The sequence below is a fragment of the Bacillus sp. DU-106 genome, from assembly GCF_004799705.1.
Lineage (GTDB): Bacteria > Bacillota > Bacilli > Bacillales > Bacillaceae_G > Bacillus_A > Bacillus_A cereus.
In genome coordinates this window covers 382,343-406,775 of sequence record NZ_CP026607.1, presented here as the reverse complement: position 1 = coordinate 406,775, position 24,433 = coordinate 382,343, and the positions used below count along the sequence as shown (strand labels likewise).

The window sequence follows — 24,433 nt, the reverse complement described above, 5'->3', positions numbered from 1 at the left end:
TAAATCTATTTTAATAAAAGCGTTTTCACTTTGCAATAGAAATTTATTTTTTTTCATAAAAAAAGATGCTCAAAGAGCATCCTTTTTTATTATGAAATGCGATAAACCCTTGTTTCATAAGGCTTTAAAGCAATTGTTGTTACTTCTTCATGTTCCGCAACTTCATAGTTATTTAAAAGCAAACGTTTGCGTTCTAGTGCAAATGAACCCTCATTATACACAGCTTCCTCTTTTGAGATATTACTAATTACAATGACTTTTTCATCCTGTAACGTACGTGTATATGCATAAATTTGTGGATCGTCTTCTAAAAGTAAATCGTACGTGCCATAGTTCAGTACATCGTGCTCTTTTTTCAGGGCAATCATTTTCTTATAGAAATTGAAAATAGACTTTTCTTCATTTTTTTGCTTCTCAACATTAATTTCTTTGTAATTTGGATTCATGCTAAACCAAGGTGTACTTGTTGTGAAACCAGCATTCATCTCATCATTCCACTGCATAGGTGTACGTGAATTATCGCGGCAAGAAGCCCATATAATCTCCATCATATCTTGATGTGGTACGCCCTCTGCAATTTTCTCGCGATATAAATTTTTAATTGCTACATCATCGTAATCTTCAATATTTGGTAACTGAACATTTGTCATACCAATTTCTTGGCCTTGATAAATAAAAGGTGTACCGTGCATAAAGAAATACATCGCCCCTAGAGCTGTTGCACTTTCACGCCAATATTGTTTATCATCTCCCCATGTTGAAACGATACGTGGTTTATCGTGATTCTCAATATATAAAGCGTTCCATCCTTTATTTTCTAATCCTTTTTGCCATTTCGTTAATACTTTTTTCAATCCTACAACATCAAGGTCTTTCTTCTTCTCTGCATCCCATAAACTTAAATGTTCAAATTGGAATACCATATTGAACTTACCTTGCTCTTCTCCAACCCAAAGCTCAGCATCTTCAATCTTAACACCATTTGCTTCACCAACAGTCATAATATCGTACTTAGAGAATGTATTTTCTTTTAGCTCTTCTAATAAAGGTTGAATACCTTTCACATTCATATGTTTATCAAAAGATGGCACATATTTTAACCCTTTTGGATTTGGCATATCCTTGAGGCCTTCTTCTTTTTTAATATGACTGATCGCATCAACGCGGAAACCATCAATACCTTTATCAAGCCACCAATTAACCGTATCGTATAGTACTTCGCGAACTTCTTTATTCTCCCAGTTTAAATCTGGTTGTTTACGTGAGAATAAATGTAAATAATATTGTTCTGTTTCTTCATCATATTCCCATGCCGAACCATTAAAAATACTTTCCCAGTTGTTTGGCTCCGCACCATCTTTACCATCATGCCAAATATACCAATCACGCTTCGGATTATCTTTAGATGAACGTGATTCAATAAACCATGGATGTTCATCACTCGTATGATTAATAACTAAATCAATAATAAGCTTCATATCACGCTTATGAACTTCATCTAGTAAAGCATCAAAGTCTGCCATTGTACCAAACTCATCCATAATATCTTGATAATCACTAATATCATAACCATTATCATCATTAGGTGACTTATACATTGGACAAATCCAAATTACATCTATACCTAAATCTTTTAAATAATCCAGTTTTGCAATAATACCTTGTAAATCTCCAATACCATCACCATTTGAATCCATAAAGCTTCGTGGATAAATTTGATAAGCAACCGCTTCTTTCCACCATGTCTTATTCATAGTCATTCTCTCCTTTTGCATCCCATCGGAATTTTATGCAAACGTTTTCGTAACACTATCATAACAAAATATGAACAGTTTGCAACTGTTTTCATTGAACTCTATGTAGATTCTTTATTCTTATGCTTTATTTATTTCTCACAAAGGTAAATCTCATTCTCCACCTCTCCTTGTCCACGCGTATTACAGACATTTTTCATATATTAATAAAAAGCTCTGATTATTTTAGAAAGGAGTAATAAATTGAAACAAACAAAATTAACAGGTCGTATCGTTGTTCCCACAGATCCTGACTACGACGTAGCCCGAATGAATTTAAATTTAAGTATTCCAAAACTCCCTTGTATTATTGTTTTTTGTCAAAATAACAAGGATATCTGTAACGCCTTAAAATGGGCACGTGAACGTCATATACCATTTCGGTTAAGAAGTGGACGTCATAGCTATGAAAATTTTTCTCTTTTAAATAGAGGACTTATTATTGATGTGAGTGAAATGCATCGCATTACTGTTAATACAGAGAAATTAACAGCAACAATTGAGGCTGGTGCAAATCTTGGCACTGTTTATAAAGAACTTTGGAATTACGGTGTTACAATTCCTGCTGGTACAAGTGCAAGCGTTGGAATTGTTGGATTAGCACTTGGCGGTGGTATTGGTATGCTTTCACGCTTATTTGGATTAACATGTGATCAATTAATGGAAGTGGAAATGGTACAAGCATGTGGAAAATTTGGTGCAAAACTCATTCGTGCAAATGAACAAGAAAACTCTAACCTTTTTTGGGCATGCCGTGGTGGCGGTGGTGGAAACTTCGGAATTATCACTTCCTTAACTTTTCGAGTCCACCCCGTAAAAAATGTATCAATTTTCTCAATTACATGGGAATGGGAAGACTTTATTGCTGCATTTCAAGCGTGGCAAAACTGGGCACCTTATATAGATGAACGTCTCACTTCATCGATCGAATTATTCGCCAAGCAACGAAATAAAATTGAAGCACAAGGCGAGTTTGTCGGTTCTCCCTCTGAACTCCATTCCCTATTATCCCCTCTTCTTGAAACTGGTAGCCCCTCTCTCTTTATAGAAGAAGTTCCTTATATAAAGGCTGTTAAATTTTTTAATGGAGGTAACATCCCTGAAAATTTTAAGCGCTCTGGTTCCTATGTCTATAAACCTATTCCCCTTAAAGGCATTCAAATCATGCAATCCTTTCTTTCTCATGCACCAAATAAAGATGCTAGTATTTGGCATCAATCGCTCATAGGTGCTGTTGAAAATATTTCGCCGAATGAAACGGCTTATTTTCATCGTAAAGCAATTATTGCTCAAGAATACATTACCTCTTGGAAATGCGATGATGAAGAAAATCGAAATATACGCTGGGTTAAAGGTTTACGAGAAAGCTTAGATCTTTATACACTAGGTGACTATGTGAACTGGCCCGATATCGACATTAAAAATTGGCAAACTAGTTATTATGGCTCTAACTTTCACAGATTACGTAAAGTAAAAACCATGTATGATCCTTGTGATGTTTTTCATTTCCAACAAAGTATTCCTCCTTTTCATACGTGAAAAAAGGGGATAACATAAAAAAATCATCCAATATACCGTTACCTCGCAGTATGTTGGATGATTCAAGTTGATTTTCTATATCGTTTCAAATTCTTGCTCCTACTCATAAACTTTTACTTACAGATTAATTGTATTTCGTATCATTTTCATGCAATGAATGTAATTTAATATTTGGTACTTTATCTTTTTCAATACCTCTATTATAAGAAACAGGAACTTGAAATTCAAATTGCTTTGTCTCATGTTTTTGTAAATAGACTGGTTTCGGTACTGGATAGCTTTTTGAATTCTCGTTTGCATTATCATATAAAACAACTTTTAATGCTTGTGAATGATTACGATAATTTTTTAAAGTAACAATGCACTTCGGTTGGATATTCTCTCCATTTTTCTCCATTCTACACTGGCTATCTTCTTTTTTATATTCTATTGCTTCTACCCCTGTTTTTCCTGCATAATACCATGTTTTATTCAATGTCTGGAGGATTGTATTTAAAATAAACGGCATCATTACAATCAAAATACTAGTACCTACTACTTTTATTTTATTCATTTTTCTAAATGTACTAGACTCCTTTTTTCCTAGCCATTTTAAAAATAATATAAATGCAATTACATGTAGTATGAAAGAAACAATCAATATATTTGAGACTTTATAATCCATATAAACATACGTATGTATCGGAATCTTATAGACATTGAATAGTTTTTCCCCAATTAATTCATTATCATTTGGAATTTTTAATAATAACAAAACCCCTATACTGTAACAAATAGCTACTAATCGATCATACTCAATACGAATCATTCTTTCTCCCCTTCACTTTGTATTTTATTATCGATTTTAGCTATTATTACCATACTATACAATCTTTTTATAGAGGATAACGTAAAAAAGTTCCTTATAAATATATAAAGAACCTTATTAATATACACTATGAATTAAAAAATCAATATACAATTTTCACATAGAGATTTCTTCAAAATATGTTGGATCATGTATTGTAATTTTTTTATCTAAAATTGTAACAATGCTATCATTTTTTAATTGTTTTAATACGCTGCTAACTGTCTCTCGAGATGTTCCAGATATTTTGGATATTTCAATTGTTGTAAGTGGACATGAAATTACAATCTTTTCTCCACTCTGTTCTCCTAAATCCTGCATTAAATAATTTAACGTTTGGATAACACGATCTTGTGCATTAGGAATTGTAATATTTTGCACTCGATTTTCGTTCAATTTTAATATAGATGATAATTGCTGAACAACGTACATCAATTGTGTTCTGCTGGACTTTACCATATCTTCAAAGATTACCGTTGGAATATAATATACCTCCACATCCGTCATTGCTTCTGCTGTATAGTTATATCCTCTGTCTGTAAACATACCACCATAAGGAAAAATAGAATACCGCTTTACATAGTCATCGTATAATAAGTTCCCATTTTGATTAACCCGCTCTAACTTTACAAAACCATCTAACATGAAGTAAATTCTTTCCCTTGAATCCCCTTCTAAAAATAAAAATTGACCTTTTTTATAAGTTCGCCAATAAACAAACTCTGTTAAGCCTTTCAATTTTTTTTCTGTTAAATGAGCAAATAATTCGAACTGCTTTAAGTCTTTCACTACGTTCCGTCTATTCATAAAATTCCCTCTCTCTTGCTGTATGTTGGAGCGAAAAATCAAGAAAGCGTATTCAATTTGAATTTTATCATAATTAACTTGTATATTCAGATTTCATCATGAAAACTTTATGAACAATGAGTACAAAAAATATTAATAAATAAAAAGAATGAAGTTATTAACCTCATTCTTTTTTTACTACTAAGTAGCGTACATAATAATTTAAACATACATGCATACATTCTGTTTTGAAATAATAGTACCGGCTTTTTCTTCTAGTGCTTCATATACTTTTTCTAAAGACGTAATAATCGTTTTTCTTTTTGGATTTGTATTAACAAAATTAATAGCAGCTTCGATTTTTGGAAGCATGCTTCCCGCAGCAAATTGTTGTTCTTCAATATATTCTTCTAATTGATTCACTGTGACATGCTCTAATTTTTTTTGATTCGGTTGATTATAATTTACATACACATAATCAACTGCAGTTAAAATAACGAGCGTATCGGCATCTACTAATTCTGCTAATTTCTGCGCAGCGAAATCTTTATCGATAACCGCTTCAGTTCCTTTTAACCCTTCTTCAGAATCAATTACTGGAATTCCACCTCCGCCCACAGCTATCACTATGTTTCCATCTTCGACCAAAGAATTAATCACTTTATGTTCATGAATACTTACAGGCTTCGGTGATGGAACAACACGTCTCCATCCTCTACCAGCATCTTCTTTAAACACTGCTTTTGTTTCATCCATTAATTTTCTGGCCTCTTCTTCTGTATAAAAAGGACCAATTGGTTTAGTTGGATTTTTAAATGCCTCATCTTTTTTATCCACAACAACACGTGTTATAACCGTTGCTACATCTTTGTTTATATTCCGTTTTTTCAATGCCTTTTCAATTGCATTTTCCATCCAATATCCAATCATCCCTTGGCTCATTGCCCCACAAGTATCTAATGGCATTGCAGGTGTCTTTTCCGTTTCTGCAGCTTTTTGCTGTAATAAAATATTCCCCACTTGTGGGCCATTTCCATGCGCAATTACTATATCCACATCATTTTCCATTATTTTCACAAGTTGTTCTGCCGTTTTTTCCAACGCTTCTTGCTGCGCTCCCGCAGTAGCTTCTCCAGACTGTATCGCATTTCCCCCTAGTGCAACTACAATTTTTCTTCGTGCCATATTCCAGCCCTCCAGTTGATTTCGCTTTCACAGCGCTTTATAAAGTAATACTGCCTGTAATTAATCCATAAATCGCAAAGAATGCTAAAGCACCAATTGCTACGGATGATGCTAATTCCACTCGAGTAAATATTTGCTTCGAACTCTTTTGCTTTTGAACATTGTAAAAAATAAAAATACCTGGCGCATATAAAGTCATTGTTAATAATAAATACTCTAAACCGGCTGCATAAACTAACCACACGCCATAAATACTTGCGATCAAGCCAATTATTATATTTTTATTTCGATCTGCTTCTTCAGACTTTAAGCTATGCTTCAGTTGATAAAATGCTGAAAAAGCATATGGGATTAAAATAGCTGAAGATGCTAAAGAGAATGCAAAGTTATACGCCTGATCAGAAACGACGAATGTTAACAAGAATATTTGTATTAAACCATTTGTTATCCATAATGAATTTACTGGAGCCTTATTTTTATTTTCTTTTGCGAACCATTTTGGAAATACTCCATCTTTAGCCGCTAAATATGGAATTTCAGAAGCGAGCAAAGTCCAACCTAACCAAGCACCTAATACAGAGATGACTAAACCTAAATTAATAAAGATAGCACCCCATTTTCCAACAACACTTTCAAACAAATAAGCCATAGCCGGATTTTTCAAACCTGCAATGTCTGCTTGCTGCATAAGTCCAAGAGACAATAATGTGATTAAAATGTAAATGATGAGTGTACCAATTAAGCCAATAACGGTTGCTTTCCCTACATCACTTCTATTTTTTGCTCGACTGGATAAAACAACAGCCCCTTCTACCCCAATAAATACCCATAAAGTTACAAGCATTGTACTTTTAACTTGGCTGCCAACTGCTCCCCATGAAAAAGAACCAGTTTGCCCCCAAAATCCATCTAAGAACGTATCAATATGAAACGCAAAGATTCCTATGACAATAAATACAAATACAGGTACTAATTTTGCGATTGTAGTTACTAAATTCACAAGGGCTGCTGATTGAACTCCACGTAAAATTAACATGTGAACACACCATAATAATACGCTTGCACCAATAATGGATTCTACATTTTGACCGCCTTCAAAGATCGGGAAGAAATATCCTAATGAAGAAAACAATAATGTACCGTAAGCTACATTCCCAAGCCAAGCAGATAGCCAGTATCCCCATGCACTATTAAACCCCATAAAATTACCAAACCCTGCTTTTGCATAGCTAAAAATACCACCATCTAAATCTGGCCGTTTTACAGTTAGATTTTGAAAAGATAATCCGAGTGCGATCATCCCAATTCCTGTTATAACCCAGCCAATAATAATGGCTCCAGCACCAGCACCTTTTGCCATATCACTCGCTAAATTAAAGGCTCCACCGCCAATCATAGACCCAACTACAAGAGCCGTTAGTGTAAACAACCCTAATTTCTTATCTTCACCCATTCCACTCACCTCTCTTTAATTGCAATAACAATACAAAAGCAATAGTGAATGATAGTGTCTAAAGGAGGAGAAAGAAGAAAGGAAGACTCCCTTTCTTCTTTACTCCATGTTTCCTAAAGTAGCTGCCATAACCGCTTTAATTGTATGCATTCTATTTTCAGCTTGATCAAATACTTTTGAATGTTTACTGCGGAATACTTCGTCAGTTACCTCCATTTCTTTCAACCCATATTTCTCATAAACTTCTTCGCCATACATCGTTTCAACATCATGAAATGCAGGTAAACAATGTAAGAAAATCACGTTTTCATTCCCTGTTGCTTTAATCATTTTCATATTTACTTGATAAGGTTTCAATAACTCGACACGTTCAGCAAATTTTTCTTCTTCCCCCATAGACACCCATACATCTGTATAAATTACATCTGCATTCGCAACAGCTTCTTCCACATTACTTGTTATCATTACTTGTTCATTATATTTTTTTGCTAAATCAATTACTTCTTGTGCAGGCCATAAAGATTCCGGTGTACAAATACGTACATCCATTCCAACGATTGCTCCACCAACTAGTAAGCTATTAGCAACATTATTTCGCCCATCGCCAACGTAAACGAGCTTCACATTTTTCAATTTCCCTATATGTTCTCTAATTGTTAATAAATCTGCTAGTGTTTGTGTTGGATGCCACATATCTGTTAATCCATTCCAAACTGGCACACCAGAATTTTGTGCTAAAGATTCTACAGTTTCATGATTAAATCCACGAAACTCAATTCCGTCAAACATACGCCCTAACACTTTTGCTGTATCCTCTACAGATTCTTTTTTCCCAAGTTGAATATCACCTTTCCCTAAATATTCAGGATTTGCCCCTAAATCTGTACATGCTACTGTAAATGCACAACGCGTACGAGTAGAAGTTTTTTCAAATAAGAGCGCTACATTTTTACCTTCTAAATAATGATGCGGGATACCATTTTTCTTTTTCTCTTTTAATTCTGCTGCCAAATCTAGAAAATATAACAATTCTTCTTGTGTAAAATCTTTTTCTGCTAGAAAGCTTCTTCCTTTTAAATTTGGTCTAGTCATTAACATAATTCATCCCTACTTTCTCCGTTATTTATACTAAATATCTTTACGAACAATTGGCATACTCATGCAACGTGGACCCCCACGACCACGAGATAATTCCGAACTTAGCACCTCAATCACTTCTATACCGTGTTCACGTAATAACGTATTAGATACATAGTTGCGATCATATGTAACAACTACACCTGGCGCAATTGCTAATGTGTTCGAGCCATCATTCCATTGTTCACGAGCAGAAGCAATTACATCTCCTCCTCCACATGGAATAAGAACTAATTCACTTAAGCCTAATACCTCTTTTAATGCTTCCATTAAAGAAGTACGATGTGTAATTTTAAGAGTTTCCTCATCTGATCCTTTTTCTAAAATATAAATATTCATATTCCCTTTTGGCCCTTGAATGGCTGGGTGAATTGTAAACTTGTCATAATCAACCATTGTAAATACTGTATCTAAATGCATAAATGCTCGACATTTTGGAATTTCTATTGCTAACACTTTCTTAATTTTATTTTGTCGGCTAAAGAGATTTTTAGCTAAACGTTCAATTGCTTTAGCTGAAGTACGAGCAGATACTCCAATCGCAATTGTTTCTTCATTTAAAATTAGCTCGTCGCCACCTTCAATCGGAAATTTATAATCACGATCTAACCAGATTGGTACATTATGTTTTGCAAATCTTGGATGATATTTAATGATGTACTCCATGAATAATGATTCACGTCTACGCGCTGGTTCTCTCATCTTATTTATCGTTAAGCCATCGCCCACGCTAGCTGCTGGATCACGAGTAAAATATAAATTAGGCATTGGATCTAAGTAAAACGGATAGTGATCTTCCATTAATTCATATAAATGTGTCTTCTTACTTGTTTCAATTTCGTTTTTCCGTACACCGCCCATAATTTTTTGAATTAATTCTTCATTTGAAAAGGAAAGTAAATATTCTTTTAAAGTTTGATGTGCAACATTTACGTCGGCCTGTCCTTCTTTTAAAATACGATCAACAAATTCTTCTCGAAGTTTTTTATCTACTAACGCCTCAGCGGCTAGTTTTTCTAAATAAAGAACTTCAACACCCCGATTGCGTAACGTTTGTGCAAAATAATCATGCTCTTTTTGAATAATTGGTAAGTATGGAATATCGTCAAATAATAATTGCTGCAAATAATCTGGCGTCAAGTTTTCCACTTCTTTACCCGGTCGTTTTAATAAAACCGTTTGTAATTCCCCAATTTCTGAAGTAACATGTATCGGATGTTTCATTTGTTGTACCTCCTTTTAAATATGTTTGATGTCTTACAAGTACATAATAAATGCTCTGTATTTTCATCTTTGTGAAAGCATCCACATTATCATTGTGAAATATTAAACAAGTTATTTTTTTAAAATCATACGAATATGTATTTTTATAACAAACTATCTTGCTTTCTCAATAAAAAATACATATATTACGCATATATATTGAATATTTAACTTCCGTATTTAAGCAAAAATCCTGTTTTTAATTTTATTAAAAACAGGATTTTTGCATCTAAATAATTAAATTTAATCTTTCTTCTATAATCTCCCTATCTGATTTCGACTGTGAAATTATAAGGCATGTATCATTTCCACATATACATCCTATTTTTTCTTTCCAATCTAATTCATCAAATAAAACACCAATAACATGTGCATTACCAGGTAATGTTTTAATAACCATTAATTGATCTACACAATCAATTTTTACAACAACTTCTCGTAATTTTTTCTTTAACTTTATATCAGTTTGTAAATGCTCTTCTGAGAAAACTTTATATATCATTAATCCTTCTTGAGAAGGTACCTTCGTTAAGTTTAACTCACGAATATCGCGAGAAACCGTAGCTTGTGTTACTAATACATCTTTTTTTGCTAACAATTCTACTAATCTTTCTTGCTTATCTATTTCATACTCCTTTACAAATTGTTTAATTAACCGTTGTCTTTTTTCTTTTTTCATAAAAGACACCCCTTTTAATATTATAGCTCGCTATAATTTTCATCCGAAAGGGACAGAAAAGAATGTTGCGGAAACGTTCATAGTTTAACTGTAAATATTAAATCAAGCTAAATAAAAAAGAGAAGAACAATATTCTGTTCTTCCTTTTACATTGAAAATCGTTCAATTGTTTGTTTCAAATCAGTTGCTTGCTTCTCTAAATCCTTTAATAATTGATCGATTACTATCATATTTTTAGATTGTTGTAGCGTCACACGTGCTACTTCTTGCGAACCAGCTGACGTTTCTTCAGCAATTGCTGCTACAGCTTTTGTTTGTGCTCCTGTTTGATGAATGTGGCTCACTTGTTCATTCATATAACTACTAATTTGCTGAGTTGCATCGGCTACTTCCATAACACTTGATGACATTTCTTTTAAAATTAATTCCGTAGCTTCCCCACGTTTCGCCTCTTCTTTAGCTATTTTCACTTGTTCTGTCATTTTCATTGCAACTTGTTGTACTTCATCTTGCATATTCCGTAATAACTGCGATATGTTTCTTGCAGAATGATCACTTTCATCAGCAAGTTTACGTACTTCTTCCGCAACAACCGCAAAGCCTCTTCCATGCTCTCCTGCACGAGCTGCCTCAATAGAAGCATTTAGTGCTAATAAATTCGTTTGGCTAGCAATCGCACTCACAACAGACACAATATGTTCTACTTGTTTCATTCGTTCTTCTAACTTCTGTACATTTTGCATTGAATCTTCATTTTCTTTTGCCAATGTTTGAATACCTTGAATTAAAGACGTAAAGACACGAGTACTATGCCCTAAAGCTTCAACCATTTCTGAAGACAATGTATCAGACTGCTTCGCTTTTTCTTCTACTTCACTTGCAATAGAAGTCGTTGTATCAACAGCAGAAACAATTGCTTGAATTGATGCCGCTGATTGCTCAGCGCCTGAAGAAATCTCTGCAAGTGTCTCAGATACACCTTGCGCTTGTCTCGTTGCTTCGCCTGTTTGTTTTCTAATCTGCTGTACTTGATTATTTGTATACGAAAATGTTGTATCAATATTTTTTACCATGCCCCTTAAGTTTCCTAACATCATATTAAATGCAACACTTAAAGATTTAATTTCATCATCTGTCTTCGGTAATGGAACATCTTCACGAATATCACCCTCAGCTGCTTTTCTTGCCGCTTCCTCTAACTTGCGAAGCGGTTTAATTAAAAATACGGCTGCTCCATATGCTAAAATTCCAGACCATACTACCCCTAATAACATAACGATAATATTATATACAGTTTGACTTACATAACTTTGAAAATAATCGTATATCACGTAAATAAAAAATATACTTGTTGAATATGTAATGAAAGCTAAAACTGTAGTGAATAGCATAAGTTGTGTACGTAATCCAAAAGAAAATGTTTTTCTTTCTTTTTCCATCTTCCCTTTCCCCCTTTTTATAAGCAATATAAATACTACCTATATATTATTATCCATATTTTCATTATAGAAGGATATAGAGATTTTAAAAATCATTATTTCTTTGAATATCAAATTGCACGAAAAAAATAAAGGATTCTGACAATTTATGACTAATAACAGAAATACAGGGCAACATTTGTAAAATATATTTTTAACTGGGGGTTTTGTATGATTCAAGTTCGAAATCTAGTAAAATCATTCGGTTCACTTGATGTGTTAAAAGGAATTGATTTAGAAGTAAAAGAAAAAGAAGTTGTTGTTTTAATTGGTGCCAGTGGTTCTGGTAAAAGTACATTACTTCGCTGTCTTAACTTTTTAGAAATGTACGATGAAGGCGAAATTCACTTACAAGGTGAGCGAATTGATCCAAAGCATTCAAATTTAAATAAAGTCCGTGAAAATGTCGGTATGGTTTTTCAGCACTTTAACCTCTTTCCTCATATGACCTCACTAGAAAACATCATAGAAGCACCTATTCACGTAAAAAAATTAGAGAAAGCAAATGCACAGGATATTGGAAATCAACTTCTCCAAAAAGTCGGCCTTCAAGATAAAGCGGATGTAACTCCTCATCTTCTTTCAGGTGGTCAAAAACAGCGCATTGCCATTGCACGAGCTCTTGCAATGAGCCCTAAGATTATGCTATTTGATGAGCCTACCTCAGCTTTAGACCCTGAACTTGTTGGAGAAGTATTGCAAGTTATGAAAGAACTTGCTGAAGAAGGGATGACAATGGTTATTGTTACTCATGAAATGAATTTCGCAAAAGATGTAGCTGATCGCGTCATCTTTATGGACGATGGAAAGATTGTAGAAGATGCTCCGCCAGTACAATTCTTTTCAGCTCCATCACATGAACGGGCAAAACAATTTTTACGCAACGTTTTATAATGTAACTTTTGTTTCAAACGAAAAGGAATACATTCATACGGTGCACAACTAATCATCCAAATAAAATATTTCAATAACATACTAAAAAACCATCCGTATGATCAATATATAGGAGGGGTTTTATGAAAAGAAAACTATTAACCATTGTTGCGAGCATTACACTATGTACATCCTTCATACTAGGAGCTTGTAGCAAAGAAAGCTCTACTACTTCATCAAATAGTGAAAAAGAATTTCGCTATGCGATGAGTGGATTATACAAACCTTTTAACTATAAAGAAAATGACGGCAAACTTGTCGGCTTTGATGTAGAAATCGGTGAAGCTCTTGCTAAAAAGATGAACATGAAGGCTACGCCCGTTACAAACCCATGGGAAACGCTGATTCAAGGTCTTCAAGCGAAGAAATATGATGTAATACTGGGTAGTATGGCAATTACAGAGGAGCGCTTAAAAGCTGTTAGTTTCTCAAATCCGTACTATCGCTCTGGCGCCCAAATTTTTGTGGCTAAAAAGAATACCGCTATCTCTTCTCCAGAAGATTTAAAAGGTAAGAAAATTGGTGTTGTAAAAGCTAGTACCTTTAAAAATCTTGTTGCAAAATATACAGATCAAATCACAGAATATGACAGCGATATTACTGCTCTTATGGACTTAGAGCCTGGGCGTGTTGACGCAGTAATTACGGATCAAATGGTTGGTCTACGTATGATAAAAGAAGGAAAATCGAAGATAAAAGAAGCCGGAAAACCATTAAATCTTGATGAAATGGGAATTGCTATTCGCAAAGATGATAAAGAAATGGTTGAGAAAGTAAATAAAGCGTTAGATGAAATCATTAAAGATGGTACGTATGAAAAGATCAGTAAAAAATGGTTCGGGCGTAATATTCTCGGTGAAGAGGAAAAAACGAAGTAAGTTAGCCATTCAAAAGATTCATAAACAATGCCCCACTGATTAAATGTTCATTTTATGTGGGGCATTTCATTCTCTACTAAAATCTATACAATATGAGGTGAAACGCATGTTTGAAATTTTTATCTCTTCCTATCCCACACTCTTAAAGGCTACTATTGTCACATTACAATTAACATTAACTTCCCTAGTACTCGGTTCATTAATTGGATTATTATTCGCTTTCTTTCGAATCTCTAACAATAAAGTTTTAAATAGTATCGCTCATGTCTACATTGCTATTATTCGTGGTACACCTTTAATTGTTCAAATTGCCATTCTCTATTTTGGGATTACATCCGTTGTTGTTTTCACCCCTTTTTGGGCAGGTGCAATCGCTTTAGCAATTCATAACGGAGCATATATTACGGAAATTTTCCGTGGATCTATTCAATCCGTTGACCGGGGACAATTAGAAGCAGCTCGCTCTTTAGGCATGCCTTATCCTTTAGCTATGCGACGAATTATATTACCACAAGCATTTCGTCTGTCTCTTCCTCCTCTAGGAAACCAATTTATTATCGGATTAAAAGATTCTTCACTTGTTGCTTATGTAGGAATGTCCGAATTATGGGGTTCAGGTTTATCAATTGCAGCAGGTAATTTCCAACAATTAGATACTTACATAATCGTTGGTGCATACTATCTCATACTTGTTCTTCTATTTACTTATTTTGTTAATCTTTTAGAAAAACGACTACAACGAAAAGAAACTAACTCCGTCCAAGTCCATAAAAGGAACAAAAAGGAAGTTTCTTTATAAGAAAAAGCAAGCCTGAGATGGCTTGCTTTTTCATTGCAAAAATATATTAATTTTTACTGATTTACTTTTTTAATACTCTTTTCTTCTTCTATATGTTCCTCACGATATGAAATATTATGAGGATCTAGTCCATTTCCTAAAGAACCATAGAAATGCTCTCTATGCGGATCCACTAATTCACTTCCTTGATAATACACACGTGGTGTATTCCATAGCGCTGCCAAAGCTTTTGTCATCGGCATCTCATGATAGCGTTCCGGCCACATTTCTTTAATCTTCTCTTTTACTAACGGATAGTATTTAGAACTCATAGCGGGAAACAGATGATGTTCTGTATGATATGAGAAATTGAAATGTAAAACGTCTACCCAGCGCGGCACTGTTACTGACAAACAGTTTGCTAACGGATCATTTACTGGAACAATTGGATTTAAGCGGTGATTTGTTGCGATATATGCCATTACAATAAAGTTAGCAATTAACAACGGAATGACATATGCAAATAACCATTTTCCAGGTCCCATAATAAACAATAAACTAATCCAAACTGTCCAAGGCAAAAGAAGTTGAAGCCATACAGATTTTTGATTGGATGACTTGAACTCTTTTATAAAATGAAAGAACATTCGAGTCGAATGCAATGTAAATTGAATTGTTAGTGACAGAAAACTAAAGAATGAACGTACATGTAAAGGCATACGATATACCCAACTCAAAAACTTACTCTTCTTAAGTTTCTCAAGTGTCGGCCATGCATCTGGATCATTCTCTTCATGCTGTGTATGAACATGATGCGTTGCATTATGCCACTTTCTCCAAAGCTTTGGCCCTGTTGATAATGGCATAAATGCAATCGCGCCTAAGAAGTCACGAAGCCATGCCTTTCTTACAACAGTTCCATGTAAAATTTCATGCCCTAAAAATCCTAGTGAAGCAAAACATAATCCAAGAACAATCGCAATTCCTAGATTCGCCCACACATTCAATTCAAATACACCAATCGATATTAATCCCGCCAATGCCACAAGCAAATAAGCCAGTCCACCAAATAAACGAGTAGGCACTGGTTTAAATGCTTTTTTCGGCAAATGTGGTGATACACGTGCTGCATACCACCCAAACGTATGAAGCTCCTTCATCCTTTTGCTCCTTTCTTATGCCGCGCCTTGCGCAACTTACATATATCAATTCTTGCTTCCAGATTGATTTTACTAGATGATCCAAAAAGCATCTACTATAAGGAAAATATACTCACTCTATCGTCACTTATTTTTCGCTTTTATTATCAATGAAAAACATTTCTCTTTTTACTCTCTATCAACCTTTCCACATGATGAATCATAACAATAGAATTTCTATATTGTCAACACCTTTTATGACCTAGTAATAAAAGGTGGTTATATTTTTATAATCATACTTTATTTCACTAAAGAAAATGTATAGATTCCATAAGGATTTACCCACTATATATAGACATTTTCTTAAACGCCATAGACTCTATCTCATTCAATAACTCCCTATGTAATCAACAAACAGAATCACTTGAATTTAGTTTTATATAAATCCTACTACATCATAATGCCCCACCTAATTAATTATATCAAAATAATTTATAACCTCTTTTAATAAAAATAGACTACTTCTAAAACAACACACATGAATTTCATATAATATGGAAATATTAAAAGGAAAATTGTTCTAAAATCAGGAGGTTTCCACAATGACAAGTGATACATTTCCACAACTGCCGCTATCTTATTGGATTGAATCTACTCAGTTTCCTACTTTCCCTCGTTTATCCGAAAATATAAAGACGAAAGTTGCTATTATCGGTGCTGGTATTACAGGTATTACTACTGCCTATTTACTTGCAAAAGAAGGCATCGATGTTGTTTTAATTGATTCTGGTCGTATTTTAAATGGAACGACTGGGCATACAACAGCGAAAGTAACAGCACAACATGATCTTATTTATGATGAATTAATAAATCATTTCGGTGTAGAAAAGGCCCGGCTTTACTATGAATCAAATAATCAGGCTCTACAATTCATAAATAAAACTGTTCAAACATATAAAATCGACTGTAATTTCTCAAATGAAGATTCATATTTATATACAACTACTGATAACGGATTAAGAAATTTATCGAAAGAATATGAAGCTTATCAAAAATTAAATATACCTTGTGACTATGTTCAATCTCTATCGATTCCTATTCCAGTACAATCTGCGCTTGTAATGAAAAATCAAGCACAATTCCATCCCCTTCTTTATTTAAAAACACTTTTAGAAAAGTTTGTGGAGATGGGCGGAAAGGTCTACGAACAAACAACAGCTATGGATGTGGAAAAGGGCGATTATTCACAAATAATTACAAAAGAGGGCCATCATATCACTTGTGAATATGTCGTCTCTTGTTCACATTTTCCTTTTTATGATGCGAATAGCTTTTTCTTTACGCGAATGTACGCAGAACGCTCCTACGCTCTTGCAATAAAAGCAAAAACGGAGTATCCAGGTGGCATGTATTTAAGTATTGATGATCCAAAGCGCTCCTTACGCTATATAACAAACAATGGAGAAAAATTAATTTTGATTGGCGGAGAGAGTCATAAAACAGGTCAGGGAATAAATACGATGCTTCATTATGAAGCACTCTATTCTTTTGCTGAAGCCACTTTTGGAATAGATGAAGTTCCTTATAGATGGTCAGCACAAGATTTAATTACTCTAGATAAGCTTCCTTATATCGGACATATTAACGAAAGAAATCCAAATATATTTGTTGCAACTGGATATCGCAAATGGGGAATGACAACTGGAACTGCTGCTGCTCACCTACTGAAGGACTCCATCCTAAAAGTCCACAGTCCCTATAAAGAACTGTATGCACCATCACGCTTCCATGCAAATCCAGATATAAAAACATTCCTCTCCCAAAACATTGATGTTGCGAAACATTTAATTGCAGGAAAGATTGAAACCGCATTACGTAAGCCAGAAGATCTCGAAGTTGGTGAAGGATCTGTCGTACATGTTAACGGTAAACGAGCAGGTGCTTATAAGGACAAAGAAGGAAAATTACATATCGTCGATACAACTTGTACACATCTCGGCTGTGAAGTTGAATGGAATAATGGTGATTGTACTTGGGATTGCCCTTGCCATGGTTCTCGTTTTTCAATTGAGGGAGACGTTCTTGAAGGCCCAGCAGATCAACCGTTAAAACGAGTTGATAATGAGTAAACAAATAAAGAAGTTCAACAAAATTACTGTTGAACTTCTTTATTTGTTATAAACCCTTTTCAGATAAAATTCGACACAAGGAGGAAAATATTAACATTAAATAAAATAATATATTCATCTACAAATTAAAAGGGGTGAATATTATGCAACCTTCAGCTCCACCTCATCTAGAATCTACAGAAACTATCTTTCCAAGCTCTATTACAAAACTTGTTGTTTTTATTTGTTGGCTAGCCATTTTAGCTGATGGATATGATTTAGGTATTTACGGTGCCGTTCTACCAAAGCTCCTAGAAGACAAAAGCTGGGCGCTATCACCAGCGCATGCTGGTACAATTGCAAGCTATGCTTTATTGGGGATGTTTATTGGAGCTATTCTAGTTGGAACGATTACAGATCTAATTGGGCGTAAATGGACGCTTATATGCTGTTTAGCACTTTTTTCTATCACAATGGGTTTAGCGGCTATCGCTCCTTCTCCTGAGTTATTTGGATTATCTCGATTTATAGGAGGAATCGGATTAGGCGGTGTTATCCCAACAGCTTCAGCACTTACTGTTGAATATTCACCAAAAAAAAGGCAATCTTTTATTTATGCTCTTATGTTTACTGGCTATCCTTTAGGTATCGTGTTAGGTGCTATTTTGTCCATGCTTATGTTAGAAGATTTCGGATGGAGAATTATGTTTGGTATCGGAATGATTCCACTACTCCTCATTCCTTTCATTATTCGCTATTTACCCGAGTCCATTCAATTTTTATTATCACGTAATCGCCAAGAAGAAGTGAACCAAATTCTTAATCGTTTTCAAATTGAATTTCATGTAAAAGATAAAACTCATCAAGCTCCATCTACTATACGAAAGAAAAATGGATTTTTTACTTTATTCTCAAAAGAATACATAAAAGCAACGCTACTTTTTTGGATCACTTATATAATGGGAATGTTTTTAATATATGGTTTAAACACTTGGTTACCACAGATGATGCGCCAGGCAGGATATCCTCTTGGGTCTAGTCTGTCATTTCTACTTATGCTAAATATTACCGCAGCTATCGGCGCATTATTCGCTGGAGCACTTGCTGATCGTATAGGAGCAAAAATTGTTATTAGCATCTCTTATCTTATGGCAGCCATATGTATCGGACTATTAACAATCAAACCATCTGTTACAATCATTTATCTTTTAATTGGCCTTGCTGGTATTGGATCAGTCGGTATTACTCAAATATTAAATGCATATGTAACACAATACTTCCCATCACATATCCGAGCTACCTCCTTAGGCTGGGGACTGGGGCTTGGCCGAGTTGGTGCAATTGCTGGCCCAATTCTCGTCGGTATTATTATGACAATGCAATATGACTTAGCATGGAATTTTTACTTATTCTCCTTTGCAGGTCTTATCGCAGCTATATCTGTTTTCTTCATTCCTACAAAATAAAAAGAGCACAAACTTACTTGTGCTCTTTTTCATATGCTTCAAACAACATATCTCGAAACAATGTATTTAAACTCTCAATATCGATTCCTGATCCCTTTTCAATTCCTTTTACATATTGCTGATAGTAATGAATTTGTTCTTCTAAAAATTGATTTAGCACCTTAATTTTCAATCCAACATCTAATTCAGTACCTGCTTTTTTCTTTATTAACAACTTTTCAATTTCATCTAATACGCTACGTTCTAATGATAATTCTGTAATTAATCGATCAAATTCTACAGGAGGTAAAGTCGTTTTCTCTTCTAGCCACTTACAAGCTAAAATGGGACGTAATACATAAAAGTACTTTTTCAGCTTTACATTCTCACCTTGCAAAAATTCACGATAATTTTTCGAAGCCATATGTAAATAATGATATATCGTTGCTTTTGGATCAAAATTCTTCTCACTCATCTGTTGAAGTAGTTCTGGAAAATTAGAGTTTTTCGAATAAAAAATTGGTGATCGAATCCACTCAAGTAAAGCAGGATTCGACTTCGCGAATAGTTGCAACGCCTTTTTAATATCCCAACCACTTATATCTAAATCATCACTAATTGGATATTCAATTACATCTCGTTTGTCATGAATTGATAAATACCATTCTACCGGATGTATATAAACGAACCTAACATCATAATCGCTATCTTTCGATGGAAACCCCCAAGCACGACTCCCTGATTCCACCGCAAATAAAATTTTTACATCATTCTCTTTTTCAATTCTTTCTAACTCCAACTCGATTTTCTCTCTCATTTCATAACATCTCCATTTTTTGATTATTTCCTTGGAAATTCGACAATACACTATTAATTTTACTACATACTAAAAAAACTGTCAGAAATTACTGACAGCCTAATGAAACGTCTATTGTTGCTTTTCAATTACAGTAGCAGCAATTCGTTCAAACTCTTTTTGAATCTCCTCTTTATATGCATCTACTATTGAAAAATCCATAGCAGCAATATAAATTCGTTCTAATTTATCACGAACCGATTTTGCTTTCGCTAAGAAAGACATCGCCTCATTCATTTTTGCTTTATATTGAATGGAGACATCACGAATTTCCTTCGCATATTTCTCATCCGTCCCTGGCGTAACAATAAGGGCATACATATCAATAATTTCATCACCCTCGCGACTTGGAAAATATTCATGTGGTGCGGTGCTATCAAAAATTGCAAATCCTAATTCTCTTACGATAACCATATCAAGACTATTCGGGTCAAATCCACAATGATATACTTCAACTTCAAACCCTTTTTCTTCAGCTGCCTTAGCTAACTTTTTGAGCATCGTTGATTTTCCAGAGCCTGGGCGCCCTTTTATAAAATAACGATGTGGTAACCCTTCTGTTAAATTAGGAACAAAATCAACTGCTCCTTTCGGTGTAGCAGCTCCTAAAAAACGATGTTTTACAAGCGATTGTCTCCCGCTTTTATCTGCAAATAATTTCTGGATTAGCTGATTGGTTAGTTCATTTGCTTTATTAAAATCTATATTATCAATATATATCTTCTCCCACTCATCATGTATAACCAATGCCTCTTTAAAACGTGCGTAAGCAGACTGAAAAGCTTTGCTTGCTTCTGAAACAAATCTTACAATTTCTAACTTCTGCTTTCTTAGTTTATCTGAGTCCCAAGCAATTCCTAAATTTATATACTCTTCAACAACTCCTGGCATTTTTGGCTCAATAACATGCGGCGATGTCCCATCAACAATTCCTACTTTTAATTTTGGGATAATTACACCATCAACCGATTTATTATCAGAAGAACAATGTAAAAATTCAATATCATATCCTTTTTCAATCCATTCACGACCTATTGCCTTTATTAAAGAAGATTTTCCCGTTCCTGGGCCACCCTTTAAGATAAATAATCTGTCTAATCCTTTTAAATTCTCTTCGTATAAATTGTGAAATCCCCTAGCTGTATTACCACCAGCATAATAATTTAATACATTTCCTGTCACTGCACTCACTCCTTCGCAGCATTCTATTTACATAAGCTACAATATGCGAGCAGCTTTATTTGGGTGAATACCTATTTTGTATTGCACGCAAAAAGGAAATGAATTACAATTTAACTATCGGAAAATTCCGATTTTAAAAACTGAATACTTCTTTATCAAGAGAGGCAGAGGGACCGGCCCTTTGAAGCCCAGCAACCTCAGTTTATACAAACTGAATAGGTGCTAATTCCTGCAAAATGCAATGCATTTTGGAAGATAAAACTCAACTAGCATGTAAAGCTCATCTTTCTTGATACTGAAGGATGAGCTTTTTATTATTTGAAAAACATATATTGGAGGTATGTAAAATGAAAGTAATTGATTTATCACAAACATTTGAAAATAATATGTCTCAATTTCCTGGAACACCTAAAATACAACTAGAAGCTGTTACAAGTGTTGAAGAATCAGGATATCAAGTTACAGATTTTCATTCTGTCGTTCATGTTGGCACGCATTGTGATGCTCCTGCGCATTTTATTTCAGGCGCAACGACCATCGATCAATTACCGCTGGATCAATTTGTAGGTGAAGCTGTTCTTATAGATGTAACACATATTCAAGAGCGAAAATTACCTAAGACAGTATTGCATAATACTGACATAAAAGAAGGTGATATTGTTATTTTTCATTCTAATCTATCCACAAAATGGAATACAGAAGCTTATGAGAAGGAAGCATTTTATCTTTCTGAAGAATTAGCTAAAGAACTAGTGCGATTAAAAGTAAAATCTATCGGTTTAGATTTCATTTCTCCTGATGAAGTCACAACAGAAACATCACCGATTCATCACATATTACTAGGGAATGATATTTACTTAATTGAAAACTTAACAAATCTAGATGCTATCGAAGAAAAACGTTTCTTTTTCTCAGCAGCACCTTTAAAAATTAAAAATAGTGACGGTGCTTTCGCAAGAGCATTTGCTGTTATTTTTTAAACATAGCCTATAAAAAAAGCAAAGGCCACTACTGGTCTTTGCTTCTATATTTTCTATTTAAATTAAGAAAGAATTGTTCCACACGAGGACGCACCCAAGCTAAACAATCTATCTCTTTCTTCTTTGTGCAAGCTATCTCTTCTCCATCTACCATTTCAACAAGTTCTAGTTCTAACAGTTGCCTCGTGAATGCTAACATATTCACTTCTTCGGATGGATACTCTTCTTTTAATTTCTCCTCAATTTCCCCCAATAAAAAACCGTCACGCATCATTGCCAATGCATCAATCCAAAGTGGCGGCATTTCATATTTTTCTCCTGTAATTGTATCTTTTACAATATAATTCTTTTGCTCTTTTCGAAATTGAATCGTGTGTAAACATACAGTCGAATTTAATGTTAATTCCATCATACCACCTCTTTCATAATATCTGCATAGAAAAAAGGATGCGTGTGCACCCCTTCTTATCTTTTCATAACACTACTGAACCGCTACATGAGCAATCAATCTCATGTCGATATTTTCCTCCATTATAAACGAAGTATTTTATAAAAAAAACCCTTCTTGAAACATTTTATAAAATGTTTATATTTACACAACAAGAACACTTTTCTGAAAAATCTTTTCTCCCAATACATTAAAAGGTCGGCAAAAAAATTTCTACTTTCGTTCCTACTCCTACACTACTTTGGATCGTGATACTCCCTTGATGTTCCTTAATAATTTTATATGTAATCATTAATCCAAGTCCTGTACCAGTCTCCTTTGTTGTGTAAAACGCCTTGCCAATTTTTTCTAACTTCTCATTCTCTATACCAAATCCTTGGTCTTCAACAGAAATACACAAATGTCCTTGCGTTTTTTGATATGCACGGATATGAATTTCTCCACCCTCTGGCATTGATTCTATTCCATTTTTAATGATATTTAATAACACTTGTTTTAATTGCTTATCATCACCGTTTATAGCCGGTAAATTCCCATCTACTTGTAAATGACATTTAACTCTATATTGCGTTGCATAACTTTCCATTAGATGCACAACATATAGAAGGATGTCTCGTATATTACACCTTTCATAATTTGTTGGCTTTGGTTTTCCTAACAACATCAATTCACTAACAAATCCATTGACTCTTTCAATTTCTTGTAGCATAATGTCGTAGCTCATCGTATCAGTTGGATTTCTTTCTTTTTGCATTTGCGTAAACCCTTTTAACGCTGTTAACGGGTTTCGAATTTCATGAGCAATTGTTGTAGACATAGTCCCAATCACAGCTAAATTTTCCGTCTCTTTCATATTGTTCATCATTTCAACCACTGTTCTTACATAAGATTGAAATCGTTTTAATAAAGAATGTGAAATAATGAAATAAAATACACATAAAACAAGTGGAATTATCACTTTTAAATCTTGTAATAGCAATGTGAAAAATACGTACTTTCCAATTACACTAAAGGACACTAAATAAAAGTATTTTCTATTCACGAAAACTGGGGCAAATAAAATTAATAACATTTCTACCATACTGCCATGTTCAAAAGGTCTATCCGTTCGCAAATAAATCATTAAATTATTCACAAGATTGATAAACATGTACCCAAATAAAAATAAATATTTTACAGAATATACATACCCTCTTTTTTGAAGATATATAGAAATAGGAAATAATGCTATTACAAATATAGGCACACCTATCCCAAGACTACCTTCTGGCCAACCTACCGCTGTTCCACTAATATTCATAGCAGGATATACAAAATAATATATAGCGTCATATAAAAAGAATATAATATAAAATAATAATATAAATACCTTTAAGGCTCTTCTTTCTTCATAAATCAAGCTCTTGTATTTATTCATATAAAAACTCCCCTTGATCGATACAAAAAACTTTCATTGTTATCTCCTTAAAGTATAAGTATGAAATTGCTTTCAGGGCAATATTTAACCTTATAATACTGAAAGGAAG

General features: G+C 34.1%; 20 protein-coding genes, 2 pseudogenes and 1 riboswitch. Of the genes and pseudogenes, 7 read left to right on the top strand and 15 right to left on the bottom strand.

The genetic code is table 11. The features are described from left to right. Positions 1-89 precede the first annotated feature (89 nt). A complete protein-coding gene (locus C3Y97_RS02190; protein ID WP_001044710.1) occupies positions 90-1,754 on the bottom strand; it encodes a glycoside hydrolase family 13 protein in 1,665 nt (554 codons plus the stop codon). A 243-nt stretch (positions 1,755-1,997) separates the two neighbouring features. Here C3Y97_RS02190 and C3Y97_RS02185 point away from each other — a divergent pair, with 243 nt between their 5' ends. Next, positions 1,998-3,332, top strand: coding sequence for an FAD-binding oxidoreductase (locus C3Y97_RS02185; protein ID WP_136362988.1), 1,335 nt, complete (start codon positions 1,998-2,000; stop codon positions 3,330-3,332). A 124-nt stretch (positions 3,333-3,456) separates the two neighbouring features. On the opposite strand, the gene C3Y97_RS02180 is transcribed toward C3Y97_RS02185, so the two are convergent. The 9 genes and pseudogenes from C3Y97_RS02180 to C3Y97_RS28395 form a co-directional block, all read right to left on the bottom strand. After that, positions 3,457-4,140, bottom strand: a complete 684-nt coding sequence (locus C3Y97_RS02180) for a hypothetical protein (RefSeq protein ID WP_000619186.1) — start codon at positions 4,138-4,140, stop codon at positions 3,457-3,459. A gap of 156 nt (positions 4,141-4,296) precedes the next feature. Beyond that, positions 4,297-4,986 (bottom strand): Crp/Fnr family transcriptional regulator, encoded by a 690-nt coding sequence (locus tag C3Y97_RS02175; RefSeq protein ID WP_001081905.1) that lies wholly within the window; start codon positions 4,984-4,986, stop codon positions 4,297-4,299. 201 nt (positions 4,987-5,187) lie between these two features. After that, positions 5,188-6,150, bottom strand: coding sequence for a carbamate kinase (gene arcC / locus C3Y97_RS02170; RefSeq protein ID WP_000113951.1), 963 nt, complete (start codon positions 6,148-6,150; stop codon positions 5,188-5,190). 37 nt (positions 6,151-6,187) lie between these two features. Next, a complete protein-coding gene (gene arcD / locus C3Y97_RS02165) occupies positions 6,188-7,603 on the bottom strand; it encodes an arginine-ornithine antiporter (protein WP_000503412.1) in 1,416 nt (471 codons plus the stop codon). Positions 7,604-7,702: 99 nt separating this feature from the next. After that, positions 7,703-8,701, bottom strand: coding sequence for an ornithine carbamoyltransferase (gene argF, locus C3Y97_RS02160; RefSeq protein ID WP_000930289.1), 999 nt, complete (start codon positions 8,699-8,701; stop codon positions 7,703-7,705). A 30-nt stretch (positions 8,702-8,731) separates the two neighbouring features. After that, positions 8,732-9,964 carry an arginine deiminase gene (arcA, locus tag C3Y97_RS02155; protein ID WP_000682331.1) on the bottom strand — a complete coding sequence of 411 codons (1,233 nt, stop codon included), beginning with the start codon at positions 9,962-9,964 and terminating at the stop codon, positions 8,732-8,734. 268 nt (positions 9,965-10,232) lie between these two features. Then, on the bottom strand, positions 10,233-10,682 hold the full coding sequence (gene argR, locus C3Y97_RS02150; RefSeq protein WP_000711826.1) for an arginine repressor: 450 nt from the start codon (positions 10,680-10,682) through the stop codon (positions 10,233-10,235). A gap of 146 nt (positions 10,683-10,828) precedes the next feature. After that, positions 10,829-11,401, bottom strand: a pseudogene (locus C3Y97_RS28400) (methyl-accepting chemotaxis protein); the annotation flags it as partial. A gap of 369 nt (positions 11,402-11,770) precedes the next feature. Beyond that, positions 11,771-11,956: pseudogene (locus C3Y97_RS28395) on the bottom strand (HAMP domain-containing protein); the annotation flags it as partial. Between the two features lie 375 nt (positions 11,957-12,331). On the opposite strand from C3Y97_RS28395, the gene C3Y97_RS02140 reads away from it, so the two are divergent. The 3 genes from C3Y97_RS02140 (at position 12,332) to C3Y97_RS02130 (ending at position 14,770) form a co-directional block, all read left to right on the top strand. Then, positions 12,332-13,054, top strand: a complete 723-nt coding sequence (locus tag C3Y97_RS02140) for an amino acid ABC transporter ATP-binding protein (protein ID WP_000616927.1) — start codon at positions 12,332-12,334, stop codon at positions 13,052-13,054. Between the two features lie 122 nt (positions 13,055-13,176). Next, positions 13,177-13,971, top strand: a complete 795-nt coding sequence (locus C3Y97_RS02135; RefSeq protein WP_000823765.1) for an ABC transporter substrate-binding protein — start codon at positions 13,177-13,179, stop codon at positions 13,969-13,971. A gap of 43 nt (positions 13,972-14,014) precedes the next feature. Continuing rightward, complete coding sequence (locus C3Y97_RS02130; RefSeq protein ID WP_002025246.1) at positions 14,015-14,770, top strand: amino acid ABC transporter permease; 756 nt, start codon at positions 14,015-14,017, stop codon at positions 14,768-14,770. A 53-nt stretch (positions 14,771-14,823) separates the two neighbouring features. Here the strand turns inward: C3Y97_RS02130 and desB are convergent, their stop codons facing one another. Then, positions 14,824-15,909 carry a Delta(10) desaturase DesB gene (desB, locus tag C3Y97_RS02125; RefSeq protein ID WP_000661226.1) on the bottom strand — a complete coding sequence of 362 codons (1,086 nt, stop codon included), beginning with the start codon at positions 15,907-15,909 and terminating at the stop codon, positions 14,824-14,826. 581 nt (positions 15,910-16,490) lie between these two features. On the opposite strand from desB, the gene C3Y97_RS02120 reads away from it, so the two are divergent. Together C3Y97_RS02120 and C3Y97_RS02115 are read left to right on the top strand one after the other, a co-directional pair. Beyond that, complete coding sequence (locus tag C3Y97_RS02120; protein WP_000199986.1) at positions 16,491-18,017, top strand: FAD-dependent oxidoreductase; 1,527 nt, start codon at positions 16,491-16,493, stop codon at positions 18,015-18,017. 143 nt (positions 18,018-18,160) lie between these two features. Continuing rightward, positions 18,161-19,462 carry an MFS transporter gene (locus C3Y97_RS02115; protein ID WP_136362986.1) on the top strand — a complete coding sequence of 434 codons (1,302 nt, stop codon included), beginning with the start codon at positions 18,161-18,163 and terminating at the stop codon, positions 19,460-19,462. A 13-nt stretch (positions 19,463-19,475) separates the two neighbouring features. Here the strand turns inward: C3Y97_RS02115 and C3Y97_RS02110 are convergent, their stop codons facing one another. After that, a complete protein-coding gene (locus C3Y97_RS02110; RefSeq protein ID WP_001208237.1) occupies positions 19,476-20,258 on the bottom strand; it encodes a nucleotidyltransferase domain-containing protein in 783 nt (260 codons plus the stop codon). A gap of 111 nt (positions 20,259-20,369) precedes the next feature. Then, positions 20,370-21,479, bottom strand: coding sequence for a PRK06851 family protein (locus C3Y97_RS02105; RefSeq protein ID WP_136362984.1), 1,110 nt, complete (start codon positions 21,477-21,479; stop codon positions 20,370-20,372). A 149-nt stretch (positions 21,480-21,628) separates the two neighbouring features. Beyond that, a riboswitch (SAM riboswitch) is annotated at positions 21,629-21,741 on the top strand. Positions 21,742-21,826: 85 nt separating this feature from the next. On the opposite strand from C3Y97_RS02105, the gene C3Y97_RS02100 reads away from it, so the two are divergent. After that, positions 21,827-22,459: a cyclase family protein gene (locus tag C3Y97_RS02100; protein ID WP_000862981.1), complete on the top strand. Its 633-nt coding sequence runs from the start codon at positions 21,827-21,829 to the stop codon at positions 22,457-22,459. Between the two features lie 28 nt (positions 22,460-22,487). Here C3Y97_RS02100 and C3Y97_RS02095 read toward each other — a convergent pair whose 3' ends face one another. Both C3Y97_RS02095 and C3Y97_RS02090 read right to left on the bottom strand, forming a co-directional pair. Next, positions 22,488-22,868: a hypothetical protein gene (locus C3Y97_RS02095; RefSeq protein ID WP_000424116.1), complete on the bottom strand. Its 381-nt coding sequence runs from the start codon at positions 22,866-22,868 to the stop codon at positions 22,488-22,490. Between the two features lie 229 nt (positions 22,869-23,097). Beyond that, positions 23,098-24,324: an ATP-binding protein gene (locus C3Y97_RS02090; RefSeq protein WP_001046103.1), complete on the bottom strand. Its 1,227-nt coding sequence runs from the start codon at positions 24,322-24,324 to the stop codon at positions 23,098-23,100. Positions 24,325-24,433 lie beyond the last annotated feature (109 nt).

Bases quoted from the DNA above. Each gene is read 5' to 3' on its own strand.
- C3Y97_RS02190 (WP_001044710.1), bottom strand. From the start codon at position 1,754: ATGAATAAGACATGGTGGAAAGAAGCGGTTGCTTATCAAATTTATCCA.
- C3Y97_RS02180 (WP_000619186.1), bottom strand. From the start codon at position 4,140: ATGATTCGTATTGAGTATGATCGATTAGTAGCTATTTGTTACAGTATA.
- C3Y97_RS02175 (WP_001081905.1), bottom strand. From the start codon at position 4,986: ATGAATAGACGGAACGTAGTGAAAGACTTAAAGCAGTTCGAATTATTT.
- arcC (WP_000113951.1), bottom strand. From the start codon at position 6,150: ATGGCACGAAGAAAAATTGTAGTTGCACTAGGGGGAAATGCGATACAG.
- arcD (WP_000503412.1), bottom strand. From the start codon at position 7,603: ATGGGTGAAGATAAGAAATTAGGGTTGTTTACACTAACGGCTCTTGTA.
- argF (WP_000930289.1), bottom strand. From the start codon at position 8,701: ATGTTAATGACTAGACCAAATTTAAAAGGAAGAAGCTTTCTAGCAGAA.
- arcA (WP_000682331.1), bottom strand. From the start codon at position 9,964: ATGAAACATCCGATACATGTTACTTCAGAAATTGGGGAATTACAAACG.
- argR (WP_000711826.1), bottom strand. From the start codon at position 10,682: ATGAAAAAAGAAAAAAGACAACGGTTAATTAAACAATTTGTAAAGGAG.
- C3Y97_RS02140 (WP_000616927.1), top strand. From the start codon at position 12,332: ATGATTCAAGTTCGAAATCTAGTAAAATCATTCGGTTCACTTGATGTG.
- C3Y97_RS02135 (WP_000823765.1), top strand. From the start codon at position 13,177: ATGAAAAGAAAACTATTAACCATTGTTGCGAGCATTACACTATGTACA.
- C3Y97_RS02130 (WP_002025246.1), top strand. From the start codon at position 14,015: ATGTTCATTTTATGTGGGGCATTTCATTCTCTACTAAAATCTATACAA.
- desB (WP_000661226.1), bottom strand. From the start codon at position 15,909: ATGAAGGAGCTTCATACGTTTGGGTGGTATGCAGCACGTGTATCACCA.
- C3Y97_RS02120 (WP_000199986.1), top strand. From the start codon at position 16,491: ATGACAAGTGATACATTTCCACAACTGCCGCTATCTTATTGGATTGAA.
- C3Y97_RS02115 (WP_136362986.1), top strand. From the start codon at position 18,161: ATGCAACCTTCAGCTCCACCTCATCTAGAATCTACAGAAACTATCTTT.
- C3Y97_RS02110 (WP_001208237.1), bottom strand. From the start codon at position 20,258: ATGAGAGAGAAAATCGAGTTGGAGTTAGAAAGAATTGAAAAAGAGAAT.
- C3Y97_RS02100 (WP_000862981.1), top strand. From the start codon at position 21,827: ATGAAAGTAATTGATTTATCACAAACATTTGAAAATAATATGTCTCAA.
- C3Y97_RS02095 (WP_000424116.1), bottom strand. From the start codon at position 22,868: ATGGAATTAACATTAAATTCGACTGTATGTTTACACACGATTCAATTT.
- C3Y97_RS02090 (WP_001046103.1), bottom strand. From the start codon at position 24,324: ATGAATAAATACAAGAGCTTGATTTATGAAGAAAGAAGAGCCTTAAAG.